Genomic DNA, 24,027 nt, shown 5'->3' on the forward strand with positions numbered 1-24,027 from the left:
GCCATGCCTCGTCCCAGGGCTCGTCGGGCATCGGCTGGGTGAGGAACTGGTCGGCGGGGCCCGCCGGGAGCGCGGGCTCCCGCGGCGCCCCGGTGCTGACCTCGTCCGGTCGCTCCGCAGCCACAGCCCGCTCCTCCCCGGCACCCGCCCGCCGACCACCCGTCGTGGTCGAGCCGGGGAGAGCGCGCCCGGCCAGCCATGCTGCCGGACGCACCGGCCCGCTCCGGGCAGGCGCGGCGTGATCAGCCGGTCACACCCCGCCGGGGCTCTCCGGAGCCACATCCGCCCCACCGGCGACGGGCGGACGCACCGCCCCCGCGAGGTCGGCGTGCTGCTGCACCCAGGCGTGCATGGCGATGCCGGCCGCCACCCCGGCGTTCAGCGACCGCGTCGAGCCGAACTGGGCGATGGACACCGTCAGGGCAGCCCCCTCCCGCGCTGCCGGTGAGAGACCCGGCCCCTCCTGGCCGAAGAGGAGCAGCGAGCGCCGCGGGAGCTCCACCGTCTCCAGCGGGACGGCGTCCGGGCCGTGGTCCACGGCGACGACGACGAGCCCCTCGGCCGCAGCGGACACCAGCAGTCCGGCGACGTCCGGGTGGTGGCGCAGGTGCTGGTAGCGGTCGGTGACCATCGCCCCGCGCCGGTTCCACCGGCGCCGGCCGACGACGTGCACCTCCGCGGCGAGGAAGGCGTTGGCGGTCCGCACGACGGTGCCGATGTTGAGGTCGTGCGCGAAGTTCTCGATCGCCACGTGGAAGGGGTGCCGGCGGCTGTCCAGGTCCGCGACGATCGCCTCGAGGGTCAAGTAGCGGTACCGGTCGACGACGTTGCGCCGGTCACCGTCGGCGAGCAGGTGCCGGTCGTACCGGGGGTCCTCCGGCCAGGGGCCGACCCAGGGGCCGACGCCGACGGAGCCACCCCACTCGGTGGGGCCGGGTCCCGCGTCGTCCGTCGTGGTCATCGCCTGGGCATGCTGCCACGCCGGGGGATGCGGTTGGCTCGGACGGGTGGAGGACCAGGCGAGCGGACCGCTGCTGCACCTGACGACGTCGGCCGGGTGGCGGGCGGCGCTGGACACCGGCGCGGTGACCCCACCGTCGCTGACCGAGATGGGGTTCGTGCACCTGTCGACGCCGGCGCAGGTGCACCTGCCCGCACAGCGGCTCTTCCCCGGCCGGCGCGACGTCGTCGTGCTGGTGGTCGACCCGGCACGGCTGTCCGCCCCGGTGCGGTTCGAGCCGGGGGCTCCGGGCGATCCGGCGGGCATGCGGTTCCCGCACCTGTACGGCCCGTTGCCGACCGCCGCGGTGGTCGCCGTCGTGCCCTGGCGACCCGGGACCCCACTGGCCCTCCCCGGGCTGCCGACGTGACGGAACGCCCTACACCGGGGCGATGAGCGAGAGCACGAGGTAGGCGACGACCGCGGACGGGAGCAGCGAGTCCATCCGGTCCATCAGGCCGCCGTGGCCGGGCAGCAGGTTGCCCATGTCCTTGATCCCCAGGTCGCGCTTGATCAGCGACTCCCCCAGGTCGCCGAGCGTCGCCGTCAGTGCGATCGCGACGCCGTAGAGCGCGCCGCCCCACCACGGCGCATGGAAGGTCAGCGTGGCCAGCAGCGTCCCCATCAGCACGCAGGCGGTGACCGACCCGGCCAGTCCCTCCCAGGACTTCTTGGGGCTGATCGACGGTGCCATCGGGTGTTTGCCGAACAGCACCCCCGCCGCGAACCCGCCGACGTCGCTGCAGACGACCGTGGCGACGAACGCGAGCACCCGGGCGGCGCCGTCGTCCGGGACGAGCAGCAGCACGGCGAAGCCGGCGAGCAGCGGGACGTACAGCGCGACGAAGACCGCGGCCGAGGCGTCGCGCAGGTAGCCGACCGGCCCCTCGCCGAGCCGCCACAGCAGGACGGCGAAGACGGTGAGCAGGAAGGCGATGACCAGTCCGGAGGGCCCGCGCGTCCAGGCGAGCGCGACCATCGCCAGCGCGCCGAGCAGCACCGGCGTCCGGGGCGGGCGGTGGCCGCCGCGCTCGAGGGCCCCGGTGAGCTCCACGATGCTGATCAGCACCGCAGCGGTGAGGACCAGCAGGAAGGCCGGGCGCCAGATGAGCAGCGCGGCCAGGATGACCGCGCCCAGCCCGAGCCCGACGCCGATCGCCGACGCCATGTCCCGCCCGGCGCGGCCGGTCGCCCGCGGCGCACCGGTGGGGGTGTCGATCGGGTCCACGCCGGTCGCCTCCGCGCCCAGGGCGTCCGGGACGGCGGTCAGCGGCGGGTCGGCCGGGTCGTCGGCCGCCGGACCCCGCTCGGCGCCCGGCCCGTCAACGGGTGCGTCCTGCCGCTGCAGACCGACGGTCTCCGGTCCCTGCCCCGGCGACGGTCGGTGCTGCGTGGCCCGCCCGGGGACCGGGGGCGGCGGGACCGGCGGACGCGGCGGCGCGGGGGGCACCGGCGGCTGCCCCACGCGGAGCACCGGACCGGCATCGTCGGCATCGAACAGCCCCGCCTGGCCGCGGGCAGGCTCACGCCCCGAGCCGGTGGGCTCGGTGCGGTGCGGGCGGCGGGGCATGCCGAGGCGTCCGGATCGGGTCAGACGTCGAGGAGCTCGGTCTCCTTGTTCTTCATCGCCTCGTCGATGGCGCCGACGTGGGTGGCGGTGAGGTCGTCGAGCTCCTTCTCCGCGCGTCGCACGTCGTCCTCGCCCGCCTCGCCGTCCTTGGAGATGCGGTCGAGCTCCTCCTTGGACCGCCGCCGGATGTTCCGGATGGCGACCTTGGCGTCCTCGCCCTTGGATCGGGCCACCTTCACCAGGTCACGGCGCCGGTCCTCGGTGAGCTGCGGGAAGACGACCCGGATCAGCGACCCGTCGTTGGTCGGGTTCACACCGAGGTCGGAGTCCCGGATCGCCCGCTCGATCGCCTGCAGCTGCCCGGCGTCGTAGGGCTTGATGACCGCCATCCGGGCCTCGGGGATCGTGATGGAGGCCATCTGCGGGATGGGGGTGTAGGCGCCGTAGTAGTCGACGACGATCTTGTTGAACATCGACGGGGCGGCACGGCCGGTGCGGACGGAACCGAGGTCCTCGCGGGCGACCGACAGGGCCTTGTCCATCCGCTCCTCGGCGTCGAGCAGGGTGTCGTCGATCACGGTCATCTCCTCCTGCGGCTGTGCCGCCGTGCTGGCCGGTGGGGTGTTCGGGAGTACGGGCGCGGACGGGGCCGGCGACCCTCGTCCGTACCCACAGCCGGTCGGGTCAGACCGACTGGCTGATCAACGTGCCGATCTTCTCACCCGCGATGGCCCGGGCGATGTTGCCGTCCTCCAGCAGGTTGAACACGACGATGGGCATCTTGTTGTCCATGCACAGGCTGATCGCCGTCGCGTCGGCGACCTTCAGCTGCTTCGCCAGGACCGTGGCGTAGTCCAGCTCGGTGTACAGCGTGGCGTCGGGGTTGGTGCGCGGATCGTCGTCGTACACGCCGTCGACCCCGTTCTTGGCCATCAGCAGGACCTGGCAGCCGATCTCCAGCGCCCGCTGCGCGGCGACGGTGTCGGTGGAGAAGTACGGCATGCCGGCGCCGGCCCCGAAGATCACCAGGCGGCCCTTCTCCAGGTGCCGCACGGCCTTGCGGGGGATGTAGGGCTCGGCGACCTGGCCCATGGTGATCGCGGTCTGCACCCGGGTCTCCAGACCCACCTGCTCGCAGAAGGCCTGCAGGGCCAGCGCGTTCATGACGGTGCCGAGCATGCCCATGTAGTCGGCGTGCCGGCGGTCCATGCCGGCGTCGGCCAGCTCGGCGCCGCGGAAGAAGTTGCCACCGCCGACGACGACGGCGACCTGGGTGCCGCCGTGCACCACCTCGGCGAGCTGCTCGGCGATGCGGTGCACGATGCCGCCGTCGACCCCGACGCTGCCACCGCCGAACGCCTCACCGGAGAGCTTGAGCAGCACCCGCCGGTAGCCGTGGCCGTCGGTCGGGGCGGAGGCGGCCGGTGCGAACAGCAGGCCCTCCGGGTTGCTGTTGGCGGTCGTGTCGCTCACGTGGCGGGTCCCTCGGTTCGGTGTCGTCGTGGGTCGATCCTGCCCCATCGGCCGCGGGACCTCCCCCGCGCCGACGTCCGGACAAGCCACCGGCCCCGTCCCATGAGGGACGGGGCCGGTGGGCGGTGCACCTCGGTGCGTCGTGCTCAGCCGGTCCGGCTGATCAGGCCTGGCCGACCTCGAAGCGGACGAACCGCTCCACGGTCAGGCCGGCGTCTCCGATGACCTGCTGCACGGTGCGCTTGGGCTCGGTGATCGAGGGCTGCTCCAGCAGGACGAAGTCCTTGTAGAACGCGTTGACCCGACCGTCGACGATCCGGCTGATCGCCTGCTCGGGCTTGCCCTCCTCCTTCGCCGTCTGCTCGGCGACCCGGCGCTCGGTCTCCACCGCCTCGGCGGGGACCTCCTCGCGGGTCAGGTAGCGCGGACGGGCCGCGGCGACGTGCATCGCCAGCGAGCGGGCCGCGTCGGCGTCCCCGCCGGAGTACTGGACCGCGACGCCGATGGCCGGGGGCAGGTCCGTCGCCCGCTTGTGCAGGTAGACGGCCGTGGTGCCCTCGAAGACGGCGAAGCGGGACAGCACCAGCTTCTCGCCGATGCGCGCCGACTCGCTCTCGACCAGCGCGGCGACCGTCTGGCCGTCGACCTGGGCGGCCAGCAGCGCGTCCACGTCGGCCGGCTTCTCGGCCAGCACGACGTCGAGCAGGCGCTCGGCGAGCTTCACGAAGTCGGCGTTCTTGGCGACGAAGTCGGTCTCGCAGTCGAGCTCGAGCAGCGCGCCGTCCCGGCTGACGACGACGCCGTTGGTCGTCGAGCGCTCGAGGCGCTTGCCGACGTCCTTGGCGCCCTTGACGCGGAGGAACTCGATGGCCTTGTCGTAATCGCCATCGGCCTCGGTGAGGGCCTTCTTGGAGTCCATCATGCCGGCGCCGGTGGCGTCACGGAGACGCTTCACGTCGGCTGCGGTGAAGGCGGGCATGTCACTTCCTCTGTTCTGTCGTGGTGGTGCGGAGCAGCGGCCCCGCGGAGGGCATGGCTCTGGCGGCCCCGTCCAGAGGCTCGCCCCGAGCCTGCGAGGGGTGAGGAGGGCGGGGTCCTCCGTCAGCCGTTCTGGGCGCCCTGGGTGCCGGTGTCCTGGTCGCCGGTGGCGGGCACGCCCGCGACCGGGGCGACCTCGGTCGCGGTGACCGTCGGCGGCTCGGCCGGGGTCTCGGGCAGCTCGGTCGCCGTGGCGGGCGCAGCGGCGTCGACGGCCGGGACTGCGTCGGCAGCCGGGGCGGCGTCGCCACCGGTGAGCAGCTCGCGCTCCCAGTCGGCCAGCGGCTCGCCGCCGCCGACCGCCGGGGTCTCGGCGCCGTCCTCGGAGCGACCGGCGTTGGCCTGCGCGGCCGAGCGGGCCATGAGGCCCTCGGCGACGGCGTCGGCGATCACGCGGGTCAGCAGCGCGGTGCTGCGGATGGCGTCGTCGTTGCCCGGGATCTTGTAGTCGACCTCGTCGGGGTCGCAGTTGGTGTCGAGGATCGCGACGACCGGGATGTTCAGCTTGCGAGCCTCACCGACGGCGATGTGCTCCTTCTTGGTGTCCACGATCCAGACGGCGCTCGGCACCTTCTTCATGTCGCGGATGCCGCCGAGGGAGCGCTCGAGCTTGGCCTTCTCGCGGGACAGGACCAGCTGCTCCTTCTTGGAGAGGCTGACCAGCGCGCCGGTCTGCTCGAGGTCCTCGAGCTCCTTGAGGCGCTCCAGCCGCTTGTAGACGGTCTGGAAGTTGGTGAGCATGCCGCCCAGCCAGCGCTGGTTCACGTAGGGCATGCCGACGCGGGTCGCCTGCTCGGCGATGACCTCCTGCGCCTGGCGCTTGGTCCCGATGAACATGATCGAACCGCCGTGGGCGACGGTCTGCTTCACGAACTCGTAGGCCTGGTCGATGTAACCCAGCGTCTGCTGGATGTCGATGATGTAGATGCCGTTGCGCTCGGTGAAGATGAAGCGCTTCATCTTCGGGTTCCAACGACGGGTCTGGTGACCGAAGTGGACCCCGCTGTCGAGCAGGTTCTTCATGCTGACGACTGCCACGTGGCGCCGCCCTTCTGTGCTCGTGCGCGGGCGGCCGGAGACCGTGCCCGCGCTGCTCGGTTGTCGCGACGGCCCCGGTGGGGCGCCGCCCTGGTGTCCGGCCGCGCCACCGAACCCGCCCTGAGGAGGGACCGAGGTGGCGACTGCCCCGCTGCAGCAGCGGGAAGAGGACACGCGAAGTCGATCCGTCGAAGACGGACCGCAGCTGTGAGCATACCCGCTCCCGGCAGCTGCTCCCCCCGGGTCGTCCCCAGGCCCGCGGCCGGTCCACCGCCGGGTCCTGGTGGCTCCGCGGAGCGCTTCCCGAGGGCAGGGTCGCCGACGTGCTGCGCGCCCGCCTGCTGGTCCTCCTCGCCGCTGTCGTCTGCCTGGTCGGCGGGTCGCCGGCCGCCTCGGCGGCTCCGGGGCTGTGGGGGTGGCCGCTGCCCGGCGACCCCGTCGTCACCCGCGCGTTCACCCCGCCGCCGACGCCGTACGCGGCCGGCCACCGCGGGGTCGACCTGGCCGGCGCTGCCGGGACGCCGGTGCTCGCCGCCGGAGCGGGGGTCGTGGCCTTCGCCGGGCTGGTCGCCGGGCGCCCCGTGGTGAGCGTCGTGCACCCCGGTGGGCTCCGGACGACCTACGAGCCCGTGCAGCCCGCGGTGGCGGCCGGCCAGGCGGTCGCCCGCGGGACCCCGCTGGGGGTGCTGGTCGACGGTCACGCCGGGTGCACCGCCGCGGCGTGCCTGCACTGGGGGCTGCGTCGCGGCGAGGTCTACCTGGACCCGCTGTCGCTGCTGCGGCCGCCCCGGGTCCGGCTGCTGCCGTGGCACTGACCGGACGGCACGCTGGCCACTACCGTCCGGACGTGCGCTGGCGACGGAAGCAGACCCCGCAACCCGGGACGCCGACCCCGGGGACGCCCGATCCGGGGACACCGGGCCCGGAGGTCGCCGGGCCGCAGGACGACGCCCAGGTGCTCGCCGACCTGCGGCGGGTCGTCGACCGGTTCGGCTGGGCGGTGCTGCACGGCGGCGGGAGCGGACCGGGCGACCCACGGTGGTCGTACACCGTGGGGCTGACCGGGCTGGCGCACCCCGAGGTCATCGTCGTCGGGCTGCCGTTCGAGGCGGCCGAGACCTACCTCAACCTCGTGGGCGAGGCCGTCCGCGCGGGTGCCCGGTTCAGCCCCGGTGTGGTGACGACCGCACTGACCGACGCCGACTCACCCGTGGTGTTCCTGCAGGTGGCCGACACCTCCCGGCTCGCGGTGGCCGAGCAGTTCTCCGGTTCCGTCGAGGCCCTGCAGCTGGTGTGGCCCGACTCGACCGGGAAGCTGCCCTGGGAAGAGGGACACCGCAACCCGCCGCACGCACAGCCGCTGCTGGGCCCCCGGCCGGAGAGCTGAACGGCCCAGCCGCCGGGGGTCCGGCCCGGGCCGGGCCGGTCACCGTCAGGCGATGTCGGCGAGCTTGCTGCGCAGGTGCAGGACGGCCTTGGTGTGCAGCTGGCAGATCCGGCTCTCGGTCACCCCGAGCACCCGGCCGATGTCGGCCAGCGTCAGGCCCTCGAAGTAGTAGAGGCTGACGACGACCTTCTCCCGCTCGGGGAGCTGCTCGACGGCGCGGGCCAACAACTGGCGGGCCTCACCGTGCTCGGCCATCGCCTGGGGGTCCAGCGCTGCGGTGTCCTTGAGGGTGTCGACCAGGCGGGGCGCGGAGCCGTCGTCGTCGACCAGCAGCTCGTCGAGGGCGACCACGTTGACCAGGGACAGCTGGCCGAGGAACTTGCGGATCTCCTCGACGTCCGTGTCCATCTCGTCGGCGATCTCCTCGTCGGTCGGGCTGCGCTGGAGCTTGGCCTCCAGGTCAGCGACCGTGCGCTCGAACTGCCGTGCCTTCATCCGCACCGAACGCGGGATCCAGTCGGTCGAGCGGAGCTCGTCGATGATGGCGCCGCGGATGCGCGCCATCGCGTAGCTCTCGAACTTGATCTCCCGGGACGGCTCGAACCGGGTGATGGCGTCGATCAGCCCGAACGTCCCGTAGGACACCAGGTCGGCCTGCTCCACGTGCGCGGGCAGGCCGCTGCCGACCCGGCCGGCGACGTACTTCACCAGCGGCGCGTAGTGCAGGATCAGCCGGTCGCGCAGGCCGGTGTCCCGCCCGTCGACGTAGCGGGCCCACAGGTCCACGATGAACGCGTCCGGGTCCTCGCTGGTCAACTGGTCGACCGTCGCCTCAGACACGTGAACTCCCCCGCTCGACCACCAACAGCTTCTGCTCCAACGCCGTGCCCTTCATGCTCGCGGGTGCGCCCGGGCATGCACCGCACGCAGCCGCTCGACGGTCACGTGCGTGTAGACCTGCGTCGTCGCGAGGCTAGCGTGACCCAGCAGCTCCTGGACGCTGCGCAGGTCAGCGCCGCCCTCCAGGACGTGCGTCGCCGCCGAGTGTCGCAGCCCGTGCGGACCGACGTCGGGCACCCCCGGGGCAGCGGCCACGGCGGCGTGCACCACCCGGCGCGCCTCCCGGGCGTCGAGCCGACCGCCCCGCACGCCCAGCAGCAGGGCCGGCCCGCTGGTCGGGGTGGCCAGCACGGGGCGACCCGCGCTCAGCCACTGCTCCAGGGCGGCCGCAGCCGGCGCGCCGAAGGGCACGCTGCGCTCCTTGCGGCCCTTGCCGAGCACCCGCAGCAGCCGCCGTCCCCGGTCGACGTCGTCCACGTCCAGGCCGACCAGCTCCCCCACCCGGACACCGCTGGCGTACAGCAGCTCGACGACCAGCACGTTGCGCAGCCGCAGGGCGGCCTCGGCCGGCTGCTCCCCCTCGGCCGGGGGCTGCGTCGCCTGGTCGAGGACCGCCCGTGCCTGCTCGGCAGCGAGGACACCCGGCAGCGTGCGGTGCGCGCGCGGACTGGACAACCGCAGGCCGACGTCCTCGGCCACCTGGCCGCTGCGGCGCAGGTGCGCGGTGAAGGAGCGGGCCGAGGCGGCGCGGCGGGCGGTGGTCGACCGGCTGTCGCCGCGGGCCCGGCCCTGGGCGAGCCAGCTGCGCAGCGTCGCCAGGTCCAGGTCGGCGACCGTGCTCCCGCTCCGCCGGACGAGGTGGTCCAGCAGCGAGACGACGTCGCCGACGTACCCCCGGACGGTGTGCACGGAGAGGTCCCGCTGCAGACGCAGGTGCTCCTCCCAGCCGTCCAGTGACTCGGCGAGAGCAGGCGGCAGTGCCGCGCGCAGCTCAGCGGTCCCGGTGGCCATGGGCGCAGCCTGCGTCGGGACGGGCCGCGGGTCAACGTGCCGCGCCGGTGACCGGTTGCGCGCAACTGCTCGCCGGCCGGATCACCGTGGCCCACGGGTGGCGGTGGTGATCCGCCAGCCGGTGCCGGTCCACTCCACCAGCTCGTGCAGCTCGAGCACCGGCAGCACCCGGAGGACGTCGACCACGTCGCAGCCGGCCACGGCGGCCAGCCGTTCCGGCGGCACACCGGTGCGCACCGGGCAGGCGTCCAGGACCCGGCGGGCGAGGTCGGACAACGAGTCCCGCGGCGACCCCGGCCGGGGCGGGGGCTCGGCGAGGTCGGTGCCCAGCGAGCCGACCACCTCGACCACCTCCGCCACCGACGTCACCAGCCGCACTCCCTGCTCGGTGTCGCGCAGCAGCTGGTGGCAGCCGACGCTCATCGCCGAGGTCACCGGGCCGGGCACGGCCATCACCGCCTTGCCCAGGCCGCGGGCCCGGTTCGCGGTGGCTTGGGCGCCCGACCGCGCGGCGGCCTCGACGACGACCGTGCCGCGGGAGAGCGCAGCGATCAGCCGGTTCCGCACCAGGAACCGGTGCGAGAGCGCCGCGCAGCCCGGCGGCCACTCGCTGACCAGCGCCCCGTCGTCGAGGACCCGGGCGAACAGGGCCGAGTGGGCGCTGGGGTAGGCGCGGTCGACGCCACAGGCCAGGACGGCGACGGTCGGCGCGCCGGCGGCCAGGGCGCCCCGGTGGGCGGCCGCGTCGATGCCGAAGGCGCCACCGGAGACGGTCGTCCAGCCGCGCTCCCCCAGCCCGTGAGCGAGCTCCGCGGCGACGTGTTCCCCGTAGGCGGTGGAGGCCCGCGAGCCCACCAGCGCGACCGACCGGTCGACCAGCTCGTCCAGCGGGCGCTCGCCGCGCACCCACAGCCCCGACGGGGGTACCAGGACCTTCGTCCGGTCCGGCAGGTCCCGCGGCTCGGTCGGCAGGTCGTGGGCCGCGAGGGTCAGGCAGTGCAGGGTGATCGCCGGCCACTCCTCGTCCTCCGGCACGACCAGGCGTGCGCCGCACCGGTCGGCGCGCAGCAGGTCGTCCTGGCTGGCGTCCTCACCGGCCCGCCGGCCGGCGAGCGCCTGGACCGCCCGGGGCGCCGCACCCGACCGCAGGGCCTGCACCGCGGCCACCGGGCCCTCCTGCTCGACGAACCGCCAGAGCGCCACCGAACCCGGCTCCACGGCCCGGGACAGCCACGCCCGGGCCAGCCGGACCTCCGGCTCCGCCGTCCCGGTCACGCCGCGACCCGCTGCAGGCGCAGGCCGAGGGCCTCGGCGACCTGGTCGGGACCCGGCGTCGCCAGACCGGCGAGGTCGGCGAGCGTCCAGGCCACCCGGAGCACCCGGTCGAACCCGCGCACCGACAGCGACCCCCGCTCCAGCGCCCGCTCGACGAGCGCCAGCGACCCCCGCGGGACCGGCCAGCGGTCGCGGAGCATGCGCCCGGGCACCTGGCTGTTCAGCGACAGGCCCGTCCCGGCCATCCGCTCGGCCGCCGTGGCCCGCGCGGCACGCACCCGCGCTGCCACCGCCGACGTCGGCTCCGGCGGCTCCACCCCGTCCAGCCAGGCCGCCCGGGTGACCGGCGGCAGGGTCACCCGCAGGTCGATCCGGTCCAGCAACGGCCCGGACAACCGGGACTGGTACCGGCGCCGTTCCAGCGCGCTGCACGTGCAGGCGGTGTCCCCGGCCGCGCTGGCGCACGGGCAGGGGTTGGCCGCCAGGACCAGCTGGGCCCGGCAGGGGAACGTCGCGGAGCCGTTGGCCCGGTGGATGGTCACCGAACCGCGCTCCAGCGGCTGGCGGAGCGTGTCCAGCACCGTCCGGGGGAACTCCGGCGCCTCGTCGAGGAACAGCACACCGCGGTGCGCGCGGCACAGGGCGCCCGGCCGGATCTGCCCCGACCCGCGCCGACCAGCGCGGCCATGGTGGCCGAGTGGTGCGGGGACTCGAAGGTCGGCCGGGTGACCAGCGGAGCGCCGGGCGGCAGCGTGCCGGCGATCGAGGCGATCGCGGTGACCTCGAGGGCGGCCTGCTCGTCGAGTGGTGGCAGCAGCCCCGGCAGCCGCTCGGCGAGCATGGTCTTCCCGGCGCCCGGCGGGCCGCTGAGGAAGAGGTGGTGCCCACCGGCCGCGGCCACCTCGACCGCCCGCCGTCCGGCGGCCTGCCCCACGACGTCGGCCAGGTCGGGGCCGGGCGGCAGCGGCGCCGGCGCCGCCCGCACGTGCGCCGGGATCCGTGCCCGGCCGGCCAGGTGGCCGACGACCTGGCCGAGGGTCGCGGCGCCGAGCACCTCGATGCCCTCCACCAGGCCCGCCTCGTCGGCGTTGTCCTGCGGGACGACGACGCAGCGGTGCCCGGCCCGGGCCGCGGCGAGCACCGCCGGGAGCACGCCGCGCACCGCCCGCAGCGAGCCGTCCAGGCCGAGCTCGCCGAGCAGCACCAGGTCACGCACGGCTGCGGCGGGCAGCACCTCGACCCCGGCGAGCACGGCGACCGCGAGCGCCAGGTCGAACCCGCTGCCCTGCTTGGGCATCGCGGCAGGCGAGAGCCCGATGGTCACCCGGCGCAGCGGGAAGTCGTGGCCGGTGTTGACCACGGCTGCGCGCACCCGGTCGACCGACTGCCGCACCACCGCGTCGGGCAGCCCGACCAGCACCACCGTGGGCAGCCCGGCGGCGAGGTCGACCTCCACCTCGACCATCGCACCCTGGACCCCGGCGAGCCCCACCGACCACGTCCGCGCGAGCGCCATCAGAACGCGTTCCGCAGGTGCGTGACGCGGACTGGGCCGGAGGCGGGGACGTGCACCCCGACGACGTCGAAGCGGAGGTCGGGCGCATGGTGGTCGTGGGCGGCCAGCCACGCCTGGGCCAGCCGCCGCAACCTCCGCCGCTTGGCCGCGGTGACGGCCTCGGCCGGCTGCCCGAATCCGGTGCCGCTGCGGGTCTTGACCTCGCAGAAGACCAGCGCGTCCCCGTCGCGGGCGATGACGTCGAGCTCACCGTCCCGGCAGCGCCAGTTGCGGCCGAGGACCTGCAGCCCGGCGTCGGTCAGCGCCCGGACGGCGACGCGCTCGCCGTAGGCGCCGAGCGCGGCGCGGTGGTCCAGCGGGGTGTTCTGCGGAGTCGGCACCCGTCGACCGTGCTGGGCGGTCGGGCGCCGGCACCAGAGCGCCGGCCTGGTTGTGGACGGAGCCCGGTCCTGTGGACGGCGCGGCGCGCGTCGCGCTCAGGACCGGTGAAGCTGCCGGGGTGGACAGCCGACCAGGATCAGGGCAGGCGCGGCTGCTCGGGCAGCTCGAGGTCGGGCTTGTCCAGCTCCTCGACGTTGACGTCCTTGAACGTCACCACCCGCACGTTCTTCACGAACCGGGCCGGGCGGTACATGTCCCACACCCAGGCGTCGGAGAGCTTCAGCTCGAAGAACACCTCACCCCCGGCGTCGCGGACCTGCAGGTCGACGCTGTTGGCCAGGTAGAAGCGCCGCTCGGTCTCCACCACGTAGGAGAACTGGCGGACGATGTCCTTGTACTCGCGATAGAGCTGCAGCTCCATCTCGGTCTCGTACTTCTCGAGGTCCTCGGTGCTCATCGCGCGTGCTCCATCGGTGCCGGGGACATCAGTGCTGGGACATCAGTGCTGGGTCGTCAGTGCGGGGACCTCAGCCCTGCCGAGGTCGGGTTCCCGCACATCATCGTGCATGCCGGCTCCGCCGGACAGGGCGACTCCACGCGCGGCGTGTGCCGCGCGGGCGCGGGCGACGTTGACGAACCGCATCCGGTGCTCCGGGCAGGGCCCGTGCTGGTCCAGGGCCGCGCTGTGCGCGTCGGTGATGTAGCCCTTGTGCTCGGCGAACCCGTAGTGCGGGAACCGGTCGTGCAGCTCCAGCATCATCCGGTCCCGGCTGACCTTGGCCAGCACCGACGCGGCCGCCACGCACGCGGCGACCCGGTCGCCCTTCCACACCGCCAGCGACGGCTGGGACAGGCCGCTGACCGGGAAGCCGTCGGTCAGCACGTAGTCCGGCTCCACGTCCATGCCCCGCACCGCCCGGCGGAGCGCCTCGATGTTCGTCACGTGCATGCCCCGGGCGTCCAGGTCCCCCACCGGGATCGCCACGACCGACCAGGCGACGGCGCGGTCCAGCACCTCGGCGTAGACCTCGTCCCGGGTGGCCGGGGTGAGCAGCTTCGAGTCCGCGAGCCCGGGCACCCGGCCGCGGCGGCCGGCGGGCAGCACGCACGCGGCGGCGACCAGCGGACCGGCACAGGCACCGCGACCGGCCTCGTCGGCGCCGGCGATCGCCGCGAAGCCCCGGCGGCGCAGCGAGCGTTCCATCGCCCAGAGGTCGTCGGGGGCCTCGTCGTCGATCCGGCGCGAGCGGGGTGCAGCGGGAGCAGGTCGAGCAGCCATCGCCTGCCGACACTACGTCGGACCGACGACGGCCGGGACGGTCGTCCCGGCAGTGGGGGCCGGCCCGGGCGCCGGATGACCAGGCGCCCGGGCCGACGAGGGGCCGCCGGCTCAGCTGCCGGCGGTGCTCAGGGGGAGGGCGCTGCAGGTGCAGGTGCCGCCGTTGCGGGCGGACAGGACCAGCGAGACCGCGTGCGCCCGGTCCCGGGCACCCAGCTTGCGCAGGATCGCCTTCACGTGGGACTTCACGGTGTCCTCGGAGATGAACAGCGCCTTGCCGATCGCCCGGTTGGACTGGCCCTGGACCAGCTCGTCGAGCACGTCGGACTCCCGGCGGGTCAGCGGCACCTCCGGGGTCAGCTCGCGGGACACCGGCACCTCCCCGGCCTCTCCGCGGCGGATCTGCGGGTCGACCACCGTGCGCCCGGCCCGGGCGGCCAGCACCGCCCAGCCCAGCAGCGTCGCCGAGGTGTTCATCAGCAGGTAGCCGCGCACCCCGGCGGCCAGGGCCTCGTTGACCACCGCCGGGTCCTCGGCGGTGCCGACCGCGACGATGGCGATCTGGGGGTAGCGGCGGCGCAGGTCCCGGCAGGCGTTCAGCGTCGCGGCCCGGCCGGTGCCCAGCTCCACGATCACCGCGTCCGGGCGGGCGGTCTCGGCCAGGGTCAGCGCCCGGCGCGGCTCACCGGGGGTGCCCACCGCCTGCAGGCCGGCGGTCTCGTTGACCATGCCGATCAGGCCACGCCGCAGGACCGGGGCGTCGGCGAGGACGAGGACGCGGGTGACGCCGCGGGTGGTCGCCAGAGGGGTGGACACAGGTGACTCTCCGTTCGAGATCCGATGACGTGCTGTCATGGTCATCGGACGGGTGAACGGACTCCTTGAACAACTCTCCCGGCGGGCCCGCCGCGACGGTGCGCGGCGCGCTCAGTGCGCGTCGGTCTCCCGACCTGGTCGGGTCTGCGCCGGCCGGCGGACCCGCCGCCACCCGGTACGGGGAGGGCGGCGGGACGGACCGGTCAGCCGGGCGCCCCGCCGGCGGCGGCGGCGCACCGCACCAAAGGGCAGCGCCCCCGCCAGCCCCAGCGCGTAGGGGGCGGCGACGGCCGCGTCCCCGTGCACCCACGCCTCGGGTCCTGCCGCCTGCCCCTCGGCCTGCTGCTGGATGTCCGGGCTGTCCAGCACGGTGAACCGGTCCAGCGGCCAGACGATGAGCGCGCCCTTGCCGATGACGTCGTCCACGGCGATGGTGCCGCTGTGCTGGTCGCTGACGTGGCTGCGCGAGTCCGCCGACGCCGACCGGTGGTCGCCCATCACCCACAACCGGCCCGCGGGCACCGTGACCGGGCCGAACTCGCGACCGTTCGCACCGCCCCCGAGCGGGGAGTCCTGGTAGACGTAGGGCTCGGTGAGGGGTCGGCCGTCGACCGTCACCCGGCCCTCGGCATCACAGCACTCCACGGTCTGACCGGCGGTGGCGATGACCCGCTTGACGTAGTCGTCCTCGCTCGGCGGCGCCACCCCGATCGCCCGGCCCAGGCTCAGCAGCGCGCCGGAGACCCAGTTGCTCGGCTCGGCCACGGTGATCTCCGGAGACCACGTGTCCGGTCCGCGGAACACGACGATGTCGCCGGGCTCGGGCTCGCCGAACCAGTACGGGACCTTGTTCACCAGCACCCGGTCGCCGGTGCAGCCGGTGCACCCGTGGAGCGTCTGCTCCATCGAGCCGGAGGGGATGAAGAAGGCCTGGACCAGGAAGGTCTTGACCAGCAGGGCCAGCACGAAGGCGATCACCAGGAGGACCGGCAGCTCGCGGAGCAGCGAGCCCTTCTTGGGAGCCGCCTTCCCCCGGCGCCCACGACGGCCGGTCGGGGCCGGTTCGCCGGCGCTGGCGCCGTCGCCGGTGGAGGGGGTCACCGGCGTGCCGGGCTCGTTCGTGGCGGACGGCCCGGGTGTGCTGGCGTCGGCAGGCTCACTGGGCCCGTGCGTGGTCATCGCGCCTCAGCCTACGGTCCGGCCGTCGACCCGCCGGTCGACCCGCCCGGCACCGCCCGCCGGACCTGCCCACGGACGCGGACGGGCCGGCTGCGCAGTGCGCAGCCGGCCCGTCCGGGAGAGTGCGGGGTGTCAGCGGGTGACGACGTCCCGCTTCTCCTTGATCTTGGCGGCCTTGCCGCGCAGCTCACGCAGGTAGTACAGCTTGGCCCGGCGGACGTCACCGCGGGTCAGCACCTCGATCTTCTCGACCACCGGGGTGTGCACCGGGAAGGTGCGCTCCACGCCGACGCCGAAGCTGACCTTGCGCACCGTGAAGGTCTCCCGGATGCCGCCACCCTGACGTCGGATGATGACGCCCTGGAAGACCTGGATGCGCGAGCGGTTGCCCTCGATGACCCGCACGTGCACCTTCACGGTGTCGCCGGGGCGGAACGTGGGGATGTCATCGCGCAGCGACGCGGCGTCGAGGGCGTCCAGGGTGTTCATCGCAGCAGTCCTCAGTCCTAGCGGGGAAACTCGTCTGTGGCACGGACAGCGGTCACCCGGGGTGTCCGTGCGGGGCGCTACACTCCGCCGCCCCAGGAGGGCAGCAGGCATCGTCGATGCGAACCGACGATCTGCAGCAGCTCTCTATTCTGCCACGACGTCAGTCGACGATGCGCGGCGGCCCTGACCAGGGTCCGTCGAGCACCCGTGGCAGGACCGCGGCCAGCTCGCGCGGCGCGAAGACCGCAGCCCCCGCGGCGACCTCCGCCAGCGTCCACCAGCGGTGCGGTTCGTCGTCGGCCAGCTCCTCGGCGGTGCGCCCGCTCGGGTCCACCTCGTGGTCGACGTCGCGCAGCACGAAGTAGGTCTCGCGGGAGTCGACGGTCTCCGCGCCCCATACGGTCAGGTGCCGGCGGAACCAGACCGGCCCCTCCAGCTCGGTCGACGCCACGCGCAGCCCGATCTCCTCGGCGAGCTCGCGGACGGCGGCCGACCGGAGGTCCTCGCCGTCCTCCACGCCACCGCCGGGGGTGTACCACCACTGCACGCCCGTGCCCGGCGCCGGCGCGTGCCCACGAGAACCCAGCAGCAGCACGCGCTGCTGCCGGTCGAGGACCAGCACCCGGCTGCTCGGCCGCACCCGCGCCAGGCTCATGGCTGCGGATCGGCGTCCAGGGCGGCCCGGTCGGCCGCGTCCAGCGCGCCGTCGGGCAGGGCGGCCAGCAGGTCGGGACGGCGGTCGGCGGTGCGGCGCAGCGACTGGGCGCGGCGCCACCGGGCGATCGCGGCGTGGTCGCCGGACAGCAGCACCGGGGGCACCTCCAGGTCCCGCCAGGCCGCCGGCCGGGTGTAGGAGGGGCCCTCGAGCAGCCCGTCGGCGTGCGAGTCGAACTCCACGGAGTCGGCGTTCCCGACCACGCCGGGGATCAGCCGGGTGACCGCCTCGACCATCACCAGCACGGCGGACTCACCGCCGGCCAGCACGTAGTCGCCGATCGAGACCTCGGAGACCGGCCCGGCACCGGCGGCCCAGTCGGCGACCCGCTGGTCGATCCCCTCGTACCGGCCGCAGGCGAAGACCAGTCCGGGCTCGGTCGCCCACCGGGCGGCGACCGCCTGGGTGAACGGCCGGCCGGCCGGGGTGGGGACCACCAGCCGGGTGCCTGGGGGACGGACCGCCTCCAGCGCCCTCCCCCACGGCTCGGGCCGCATGACCATGCCCGGACCGCCGCCGTAGGGGGCGTCGTCGACGGTGCGGTGGACGTCGTCGGTCCACTGCCGCAGGTCGTGCACGCCGACGGTGACCAGGCCACGCTGGGCGGCCTTGCCCAGCAGCGACTGCCCCAGCGGGGCGAGGTACTCGGGGAAGATCGTGAGGACGTCGATCCGGAACGTCACAGGTCGAGGAGCCCCTCGGGCGGGTCGACGACCAGCCGTCCGGCCGTCAGGTCGACCGTCGGCACGATGGCGGTGACGAACGGGACCAGCAGCTCGGGGCCCTGCGCGCGGCGCACGACGAGCAGCTCGGTCCCCTCGTGCCGGACCCCGGTCACCTCGCCCAGCGGCGAGCCGTCGGGCAGCACGGCGGCCAGCCCGACCAGCTGGTGGTCGTAGAAGGAGTCGGGGTCCTCCAGCTCAGGCAGGTCCTCGACCGGGACCAGCAGCTGGGTGTTGCGGAGCTCGTCGGCCGCCTCACGGTCGGCGACGACGGTCCCGTCGGGCAGCACCAGGGTGAGCAGCAGCGTGCCGCTGTGCCAGCGGGCCGCCTCGACGGTCAGCGGTCCCCGGGCGGCGGGCTCGGTGAGCAGCGTGGCACCGGGGGCGAACCGCAGGTCGGGGTCGTCGGTGCGGACCTCGACGGTCACCTGACCACGGACACCGTGGGGCCGGCCGATGCGGCCGACCACCACGGTGTCGGTGGACTGCGGGGTGGCGCCGGAGGCGCCGGGAGTGCTCAGCGCCCGTCGGTGTCGACGACGTCGACCCGCAGGCCGCGGCCGCCGACACCGGTCATCACCTGGCGCAGGGCCTTGGCGGTGCGCCCGCCGCGGCCGATGACCTTGCCGAGGTCGTCGGGGTGGACCCGGACCTCGAGGGTCTTGCCGCGCCGGCCGTTGACCAGGTCGACCACGACGTCGTCGGGGTTGTCGACGATGCCCTTGACCAGGTGCTCGAGCGCCTCTTCGAGCACGTCTTACTCGGCGGGCGTCTCGGCGGTGGCGCCGGAGGCGGCAGCCCCGGAGCCGGCGGCGCCGGCAGCCTCGGCGACGGCCTCGGCCGGGGCGGAGGCGGCGTCGGCCTTGGGAGCGGCCTTCTTCTTGGGCGTGGTCGCGTCGGTGGCCGGCTCGCCGAGGGCGGCGCGGGCGGCCTCCTCGTAGATGGCCTTCTTGTCGGCCTTGGGGGCGGCGACCTTCATCGGCGCCGGGGCCGGCTCGCCCTTGAACTTCTGCCAGTCACCGGTGACCCGGAGGATGGCGGCGACGGCCTCGGTCGGCTGCGCGCCGACGCCGAGCCAGTAGGCGGCGCGCTCGGCGTCGACCTCGATGAAGGAGGGGTCCTCCTTCGGGTGGTACTTGCCGATGGTCTCGATGGACCGGCCGTCACGCTTGGTGCGGGCGTCGGCGACGACGATGCGGTAGTACGGCGCGCGCATCTTGCCCAGGCGCATGAGCTTGATCTTGGTGGCCACGGGTGTGGTGTGCTCCTCGAACGTGTGTGGTTGCCCGCCGGACGGACGCGTGGGGGTACGCCGGGGCGGAGCGCTGGACACGGGCGGCAAACGGTGAGAGGGCCGGCACCGCCGTGTTCGACGGTCCATGATGCCAGATCCCGGGAGGAGAGCTGTGGCCAGCTCCGGACTGCTGCGCCACATGGAGCTCTGGGTGCCCGACCCGGCCACGTCCCGAGGCTCGCGACGAGCGTGCGAGGCGTGAGGAGGACGGGGTCCTTCAGCAGCGCGCGAGCCGCTCTGCGAGCGACCGCTCACCCACGGACGGCGGCGAGGACGTCGGCGGCCGCCTCGGCGACGGGCACCTCGGTCCGCACACCGGTCACCCGGTCCCGGATCTCGATGACGCCCTCGGCCAGCCCGCGGCCCACCGTGACGATCGTGGGCATCCCGAGCAGCTCCGCGTCCTTGAACTTGACCCCGGGGCTCACCTTCGGCCGGTCGTCGTAGAGGACGGTGAGCCCGGCGGCGACCAGCTCACCGGCCAGGGACCCGGCGAACTCGAACACGGCGGCGTCCTTGCCGGTGGCCACCAGGTGGACGTCGGCCGGGGCGACCTCGCGGGGCCAGACCAGGCCGAGCTCGTCGTGCATCGACTCGGCGATCGCGGCGACCGCGCGGGAGACCCCGATGCCGTAGGACCCCATGGTGACGGTGACGAGCTTGCCGTTCTCGTCGAGCACCTCGAGGTCCAGCGCCTCGGCGTACTTGCGGCCCAGCTGGAAGATGTGGCCCATCTCCACCCCGCGGGCCAGCTCCAGCGGGCCGGAGCCGTCGGGGGCCGGGTCACCGGGGAGCACCTCGGCGGCCTCGATGACGCCGTCCCAGCTGAAGTCGCGCCCGGCCGTCAGGTCGAACACGTGCCGGCCGGCCTCGTTGGCGCCGGTGATCCACCGGCTGCCGGGCACGACGCGGGGGTCGACGAGGTAGCGGATCCCGGACTTGCCCTCGGTGCCCAGCACCTGCGGGCCGATGTAGCCCTTGACGAGGTCGGGGTGCGCGGCGAAGTCGGTGAACGGCTCGATCTCGGCCGGGCTGACCTGCGCCTCCAGGCGCTTGGTGTCGACCTCCCGGTCGCCGGGCAGCCCGATCACCAGCGGTTCCCGCGTGCCGTCGGGGTGCACCAGCGTGACCACGACGTTCTTGAGCGTCGAGGCGGCCGTGTACCCGGCGTCCGGGAACAGCTCGTTCGCCACCGCGACCAGCGTTCCGATGGTCGGGGTGTCGGGGGTGTCCTCGACGTGCGCCTCGGGCAGCCCGTCGAACGGGATCGACGCGGGGACGACGGTGCGGACGGCCTCGACGTTGGCCGCGTACCCGCCGGGCGAGCGCACGAAGGTGTCCTCGCCGATCGACGTGGGGTGCAGGAACTCCTCGCTCTTCGAGCCGCCCATCGCACCGGACATCGCCGAGACGATCACGTAGTCCAGGCCGAGCCGGTCGAAGATCCTGATGTAGGCGGCCCGGTGGGCGGCATAGGAGGCGTCCAGCCCGGCGTCGTCCACGTCGAAGGAGTAGCTGTCCTTCATGGTGAACTCGCGGCCGCGGAACAGCCCGGCCCGGGGCCGCGCCTCGTCCCGGTACTTGGTCTGGATCTGGTAGAGCGAGACCGGCAGGTCCTTGTAGGAGCCGTAGAGGTCCTTCACCAGGAGCGTGAACATCTCCTCGTGGGTGGGGCCGAGCAGGAAGTCGTTGCCGCGGCGGTCCTTCAGGCGGAAGAGGTTGTCGCCGTACTCGGTCCAGCGGCCGGTCGCCTCGTAGGGCTCGCGGGGCAGCAGCGCCGGGAAGTGCACCTCCTGCGCGCCCATCGCGTCCATCTCCTCGCGGACGATGCGCTCCACGTTCCGGAACACCCGCCAGCCCAGCGGCAGCCAGGTGAAGCCCCCCGGCGCAGCACGCCGGATGTAGCCGCCCCGGGCCAGCAGGCGGTGGCTGGGGACCTCGGCATCGGCCGGGTCGTCACGCAGGGTGCGCAGGAACAGGGAGGACATCCGAAGGAGCACGGGGCCAGTCTCCCAGGCGACGCGCGGCCGCCGTCCACGGGTTTGGTGCTCAGGCGGGTTCCGGCACCCCGCCGGGGTCGCCGCCCGGGTCGTCGGGGGTCGGTTCGATCGGCGCGGGGGGCAACGGCTCCGGCGCGTCGGGGAGCAGCTCGCCGGGATCGTCGGGCACCGGCTCGTTCGGGTCGATCAACGGGTCCGGCTCCGGGAGTGGCTCGACCATGACGGCAGTCAACCAGCGGGCGGGCGCCGGAGCACCGGTTCAGCCGACGACGACGCCCCGGAGCACCATCCGCTGGGGTCGCTGCAAGGTGTCCAGGTCAGCGCGCGGGTCGCGGTCGTAGACGACCAGGTCGGCGGGCGCCCCCTCGACGATGCCCGGCAGCCCGAGCCACTCCCGCGCCGCCCAGGACCCTGCCGCCAGGGCGGCCTCGGCCGGGAGCCCTGCGGCGTGCAGCGCGCGGACCTCCTCGGCGATCACCCCGTGGGCGATGCCCCCGCCCGCGTCGGTGCCGGCGAACACCGGCACCCCCGCCTCGTACGCGGCCCGCACGACCGCGCCGGAGGTGGCGTACAGCCGGCGCATCGTGGACGCGTAGCCGGGGAACCTCGCCTCTCCCGCCGCCGCGAAGCCGGGGAAGTTCTCCACGTTGACCAGCGTCGGGACGACGGCGGTGCCCCGCGCGGCCATCCCCGCGATGAGGTCCTCGGTCAGCCCGGTGCCGTGCTCGATGCAGTCGATCCCGGCGGCCAGCAGACCCGGCAGGGCGTCGGTGCCGAAGGTGTGCGCGGTGACCCGGGCACCCTCGGCGTGCACGGCCGCGATGGTCGCGGTGAGCACCTCGGCCGGCCACTCCGGGGCCAGGTCGCCGACCCCGCGGTCGATCCAGTCCCCCACCAGCTTCACCCAGCCGTCACCGCGCCGGGCCTGGACGACAGCTTCGGAGACCAGGTCGGCCGGGTCGAGCTCGATCGCCAGCCCGGGGATGTACCGCCGCGGCGCGGCCAGGTGCCGCCCGGCCCGGATGACCCGCGGCAGGTCCAGGTGCTCGTCCAGCTCCCGGGTGTCGACGGGCGAGCCGCAGTCACGCAGCGCCAGCACGCCGGCGGCTCGTTCGGTCAGCGCCTGCTCACGTGCGGCGGCGAGGTCCTCGACCGCGGTGCCGCCGGTCGCGATGCCGACGTGGCAGTGCGCGTCGACCAGGCCCGGCAGCAGCCACCCGCCGCGGCTGACGGTCTCCGCGCCGGGCACCGTCTCGAACGTGATCCGCCCGTCGGTCACCCACAGGTCGCGGTGCTCCCCCTCGGGCAGCACCACACCCGACAGGTGCAGCGCGGGCGCCGTCACCGGCCGGGCCGGTCGTCCTTGAACTGGCTGAAGTCCAGCTTGCTGAGGTCCGGGAGCGCCTGACCCGGAGGCAGCCCGGGCACACCGCCGGGCATGCCGCCGGGCAGCTGGCCGGGGAACCCGGCGCCGCCCATGCCCCCCGGTGCGCCGATCGGCCGCCGGGCCGGACCGCCTTTCTTGCCGCCCTTGCCCTTCTTGCCCTTGCCGCGGGCGGCCTGCGCCTGCTGCTGACGGCCCCGCGCCTTCTTCGACATCGGGCCCATGCCGGGCATGCCCATGCTGCCGGCCATCTGGCCCATCATCTTCTGGGCCTGGGCGAAGCGCTCCAGCAGCTGGTTGACGTCGGTGACGCTCACCCCGGAGCCGTTCGCGATCCGGACCCGCCGTGAGGCGTTGATGATCTTCGGGGTGACCCGCTCCGCCGGGGTCATCGACCGGATGATCGCCGCGGTGCGGTCCAGGTCACGGTCGTCGACCTGCTTGAGCTGCTCCTTCATCTGCCCGGCGCCGGGCAGCATGCCGAGCAGGTTGGCGATCGGGCCCATCTTGCGGATGGCCAGCATCTGCTCGAGGAAGTCCTCGAGGGTGAAGCCCTCGCGGCTGGCCAGCTTGCCGGCCATCTTCTCGGCCTGGTCGGCGTCGAAGGCCTGTTCGGCCTGCTCGATCAGGGTGAGCACGTCGCCCATGCCGAGGATGCGGGAGGCCATCCGCTCGGGGTGGAAGACGTCGAAGTCGGCGAGCTTCTCACCGGTCGAGGCGAACATGATCGGCTGACCGGTCACGTGCCGGACCGACAGCGCGGCACCACCGCGGGCGTCGCCGTCGAGCTTGGTGAGGACGACGCCGCTGAAGCCGACGCCCTCCTGGAAGGCCGTGGCCGTGGTGACGGCGTCCTGGCCGATCATCGCGTCGACGACGAAGAGGGTCTCGTCCGGGGAGACGGCGTCCCGGATGCCGGCGGCCTGGGCCATCAGCTCCGCGTCGATGCCCAGCCGGCCGGCGGTGTCGACGACGACGACGTCGTGCATGGTGCGGCGGGCGAAGTCGATGGACTCGCGGGCGACCGCGATCGGGTCGCCGACCCCGTTGCCCGGCTCCGGGGCGAACACGTCGACCCCGGCCTGCCCGGCGACGACGCTCAGCTGCTGCACCGCGTTCGGTCGCTGGAGGTCACAGGCGACCAGCAGCGGGGTGTGCCCCTGGGCCTTCAGCCAGCGGCCGAGCTTCCCGGCGAGCGTGGTCTTCCCGGCGCCCTGCAGACCGGCCAGCATGATCACCGTCGGCGACTGCTTCGCGTAGCGGATCCGGCGGGTCTCCCCGCCCAGGATGTCGACGAGCTCGTCGTTGACGATCTTGATGATCTGCTGCGCGGGGTTCAGCGCCTGGGAGACGTCGGCACCGACCGCCCGCTCCTTGACCGCCGCGATGAAGGCGCGGACGACCGGCAGGGCGACGTCGGCCTCGAGCAGCGCGATGCGGATCTCCCGCGCCGTCGCGTCGATGTCCTCGGCGGACAGCCGGCCCTTGCCGCGCAGGCCGGTGAAGACCTTGTCCAGGCGGTCGGAGAGGGTCTCGAACACAGCACGTCCTCACAGCAGTCGGGCGTGCAGCCGCACCGGCCGACGGGCCGGTGGCCCGGCTCGGGCACCCGGGGCCACC

General features: G+C 74.2%; 29 protein-coding genes. 3 read left to right on the forward strand and 26 right to left on the reverse strand.

The features are described from left to right. Positions 1 to 250: 250 nt before the first annotated feature. On the reverse strand, positions 251 to 961 hold the full coding sequence (locus FHL80_RS18780; protein ID WP_138734890.1) for a TrmH family RNA methyltransferase: 711 nt from the start codon (positions 959 to 961) through the stop codon (positions 251 to 253). Positions 962 to 1,007: 46 nt separating this feature from the next. Between FHL80_RS18780 and FHL80_RS18785 the strand changes: the two genes are divergently transcribed. After that, on the forward strand, positions 1,008 to 1,370 hold the full coding sequence (locus tag FHL80_RS18785; RefSeq protein WP_138734891.1) for a DUF952 domain-containing protein: 363 nt from the start codon (positions 1,008 to 1,010) through the stop codon (positions 1,368 to 1,370). A 9-nt stretch (positions 1,371 to 1,379) separates the two neighbouring features. Here FHL80_RS18785 and FHL80_RS18790 read toward each other — a convergent pair whose 3' ends face one another. From FHL80_RS18790 to rpsB, 5 genes are all read right to left on the reverse strand, one after another. Next, entirely contained in the window at positions 1,380 to 2,570 is a 1,191-nt protein-coding gene (locus tag FHL80_RS18790) for a phosphatidate cytidylyltransferase (protein WP_138734892.1), read from the reverse strand. A 20-nt stretch (positions 2,571 to 2,590) separates the two neighbouring features. Further along, positions 2,591 to 3,148 (reverse strand): ribosome recycling factor, encoded by a 558-nt coding sequence (gene frr, locus FHL80_RS18795; RefSeq protein WP_138734893.1) that lies wholly within the window; start codon positions 3,146 to 3,148, stop codon positions 2,591 to 2,593. A gap of 106 nt (positions 3,149 to 3,254) precedes the next feature. Next, positions 3,255 to 4,043, reverse strand: a complete 789-nt coding sequence (gene pyrH / locus FHL80_RS18800) for a UMP kinase (RefSeq protein WP_439331106.1) — start codon at positions 4,041 to 4,043, stop codon at positions 3,255 to 3,257. Between the two features lie 163 nt (positions 4,044 to 4,206). Beyond that, positions 4,207 to 5,022 carry a translation elongation factor Ts gene (tsf, locus tag FHL80_RS18805; RefSeq protein WP_138734894.1) on the reverse strand — a complete coding sequence of 272 codons (816 nt, stop codon included), beginning with the start codon at positions 5,020 to 5,022 and terminating at the stop codon, positions 4,207 to 4,209. 122 nt (positions 5,023 to 5,144) lie between these two features. After that, the gene (gene rpsB, locus FHL80_RS18810; RefSeq protein WP_138734895.1) at positions 5,145 to 6,119 is read right to left on the reverse strand and encodes a 30S ribosomal protein S2; all 975 of its coding nucleotides are present in this window, start codon (positions 6,117 to 6,119) and stop codon (positions 5,145 to 5,147) included. Positions 6,120 to 6,442: 323 nt separating this feature from the next. Here rpsB and FHL80_RS18815 point away from each other — a divergent pair, with 323 nt between their 5' ends. Further along, on the forward strand, positions 6,443 to 6,934 hold the full coding sequence (locus FHL80_RS18815) for a M23 family metallopeptidase (protein ID WP_138734896.1): 492 nt from the start codon (positions 6,443 to 6,445) through the stop codon (positions 6,932 to 6,934). A 32-nt stretch (positions 6,935 to 6,966) separates the two neighbouring features. Continuing rightward, positions 6,967 to 7,506, forward strand: coding sequence for a DUF4262 domain-containing protein (locus FHL80_RS18820; RefSeq protein ID WP_216870872.1), 540 nt, complete (start codon positions 6,967 to 6,969; stop codon positions 7,504 to 7,506). A 45-nt stretch (positions 7,507 to 7,551) separates the two neighbouring features. Here the strand turns inward: FHL80_RS18820 and whiG are convergent, their stop codons facing one another. The 20 genes from whiG to ffh form a co-directional block, all read right to left on the reverse strand. Then, positions 7,552 to 8,346 carry an RNA polymerase sigma factor WhiG gene (whiG, locus tag FHL80_RS18825; RefSeq protein ID WP_138734898.1) on the reverse strand — a complete coding sequence of 265 codons (795 nt, stop codon included), beginning with the start codon at positions 8,344 to 8,346 and terminating at the stop codon, positions 7,552 to 7,554. A gap of 51 nt (positions 8,347 to 8,397) precedes the next feature. Beyond that, entirely contained in the window at positions 8,398 to 9,357 is a 960-nt protein-coding gene (locus FHL80_RS18830) for a tyrosine recombinase XerC (protein WP_138734899.1), read from the reverse strand. Positions 9,358 to 9,438: 81 nt separating this feature from the next. After that, positions 9,439 to 10,632: a DNA-processing protein DprA gene (gene dprA, locus FHL80_RS18835; protein ID WP_138734900.1), complete on the reverse strand. Its 1,194-nt coding sequence runs from the start codon at positions 10,630 to 10,632 to the stop codon at positions 9,439 to 9,441. Further along, complete coding sequence (locus tag FHL80_RS26385; protein WP_246078793.1) at positions 10,629 to 11,252, reverse strand: ATP-binding protein; 624 nt, start codon at positions 11,250 to 11,252, stop codon at positions 10,629 to 10,631. Before FHL80_RS26385 ends, dprA begins: the two co-directional genes overlap by 4 nt. Next, complete coding sequence (locus tag FHL80_RS26390) at positions 11,171 to 12,148, reverse strand: YifB family Mg chelatase-like AAA ATPase (protein WP_246078794.1); 978 nt, start codon at positions 12,146 to 12,148, stop codon at positions 11,171 to 11,173. The genes FHL80_RS26385 and FHL80_RS26390 overlap by 82 nt, the downstream gene beginning before the upstream one ends. Next, positions 12,148 to 12,528 carry a YraN family protein gene (locus FHL80_RS18845; RefSeq protein WP_216870873.1) on the reverse strand — a complete coding sequence of 127 codons (381 nt, stop codon included), beginning with the start codon at positions 12,526 to 12,528 and terminating at the stop codon, positions 12,148 to 12,150. Before FHL80_RS18845 ends, FHL80_RS26390 begins: the two co-directional genes overlap by 1 nt. Positions 12,529 to 12,665: 137 nt before the next feature. Next, the gene (locus FHL80_RS18850) at positions 12,666 to 12,986 is read right to left on the reverse strand and encodes a DUF2469 domain-containing protein (protein WP_014742360.1); all 321 of its coding nucleotides are present in this window, start codon (positions 12,984 to 12,986) and stop codon (positions 12,666 to 12,668) included. A 42-nt stretch (positions 12,987 to 13,028) separates the two neighbouring features. Then, complete coding sequence (locus FHL80_RS18855; protein ID WP_138734901.1) at positions 13,029 to 13,808, reverse strand: ribonuclease HII; 780 nt, start codon at positions 13,806 to 13,808, stop codon at positions 13,029 to 13,031. Positions 13,809 to 13,919: 111 nt separating this feature from the next. Then, the gene (locus FHL80_RS18860; RefSeq protein ID WP_138734902.1) at positions 13,920 to 14,624 is read right to left on the reverse strand and encodes a response regulator transcription factor; all 705 of its coding nucleotides are present in this window, start codon (positions 14,622 to 14,624) and stop codon (positions 13,920 to 13,922) included. A 111-nt stretch (positions 14,625 to 14,735) separates the two neighbouring features. Then, positions 14,736 to 15,803 (reverse strand): signal peptidase I, encoded by a 1,068-nt coding sequence (gene lepB, locus FHL80_RS18865; protein WP_138734903.1) that lies wholly within the window; start codon positions 15,801 to 15,803, stop codon positions 14,736 to 14,738. Between the two features lie 132 nt (positions 15,804 to 15,935). Then, positions 15,936 to 16,292 (reverse strand): 50S ribosomal protein L19, encoded by a 357-nt coding sequence (rplS, locus tag FHL80_RS18870; RefSeq protein ID WP_138734904.1) that lies wholly within the window; start codon positions 16,290 to 16,292, stop codon positions 15,936 to 15,938. A gap of 160 nt (positions 16,293 to 16,452) precedes the next feature. Continuing rightward, positions 16,453 to 16,932 carry an NUDIX hydrolase gene (locus tag FHL80_RS18875; protein ID WP_246078795.1) on the reverse strand — a complete coding sequence of 160 codons (480 nt, stop codon included), beginning with the start codon at positions 16,930 to 16,932 and terminating at the stop codon, positions 16,453 to 16,455. Positions 16,933 to 16,943: 11 nt separating this feature from the next. Further along, on the reverse strand, positions 16,944 to 17,690 hold the full coding sequence (trmD, locus tag FHL80_RS18880) for a tRNA (guanosine(37)-N1)-methyltransferase TrmD (RefSeq protein WP_138734906.1): 747 nt from the start codon (positions 17,688 to 17,690) through the stop codon (positions 16,944 to 16,946). Then, on the reverse strand, positions 17,687 to 18,202 hold the full coding sequence (gene rimM, locus FHL80_RS18885; protein WP_138734907.1) for a ribosome maturation factor RimM: 516 nt from the start codon (positions 18,200 to 18,202) through the stop codon (positions 17,687 to 17,689). Before rimM ends, trmD begins: the two co-directional genes overlap by 4 nt. Positions 18,203 to 18,246: 44 nt before the next feature. Beyond that, the gene (locus FHL80_RS18890) at positions 18,247 to 18,483 is read right to left on the reverse strand and encodes an RNA-binding protein (protein WP_014742367.1); all 237 of its coding nucleotides are present in this window, start codon (positions 18,481 to 18,483) and stop codon (positions 18,247 to 18,249) included. A 3-nt stretch (positions 18,484 to 18,486) separates the two neighbouring features. Next, positions 18,487 to 18,981: a 30S ribosomal protein S16 gene (gene rpsP, locus FHL80_RS18895; protein ID WP_138734908.1), complete on the reverse strand. Its 495-nt coding sequence runs from the start codon at positions 18,979 to 18,981 to the stop codon at positions 18,487 to 18,489. Positions 18,982 to 19,274: 293 nt separating this feature from the next. Then, positions 19,275 to 21,011 carry a proline--tRNA ligase gene (locus FHL80_RS18900; RefSeq protein WP_246078797.1) on the reverse strand — a complete coding sequence of 579 codons (1,737 nt, stop codon included), beginning with the start codon at positions 21,009 to 21,011 and terminating at the stop codon, positions 19,275 to 19,277. 61 nt (positions 21,012 to 21,072) lie between these two features. Beyond that, on the reverse strand, positions 21,073 to 21,243 hold the full coding sequence (locus FHL80_RS25710; protein WP_216870874.1) for a hypothetical protein: 171 nt from the start codon (positions 21,241 to 21,243) through the stop codon (positions 21,073 to 21,075). 39 nt (positions 21,244 to 21,282) lie between these two features. Next, on the reverse strand, positions 21,283 to 22,368 hold the full coding sequence (locus tag FHL80_RS18905; RefSeq protein ID WP_216870875.1) for an amidohydrolase family protein: 1,086 nt from the start codon (positions 22,366 to 22,368) through the stop codon (positions 21,283 to 21,285). Further along, a complete protein-coding gene (ffh, locus tag FHL80_RS18910) occupies positions 22,365 to 23,948 on the reverse strand; it encodes a signal recognition particle protein (RefSeq protein WP_138734910.1) in 1,584 nt (527 codons plus the stop codon). The genes FHL80_RS18905 and ffh overlap by 4 nt, the downstream gene beginning before the upstream one ends. Between the last annotated feature and the right edge of the window lie 79 nt (positions 23,949 to 24,027).

It is taken from the genome of Modestobacter excelsi (assembly GCF_005930495.1).
Lineage (GTDB): Bacteria > Actinomycetota > Actinomycetes > Mycobacteriales > Geodermatophilaceae > Modestobacter > Modestobacter excelsi.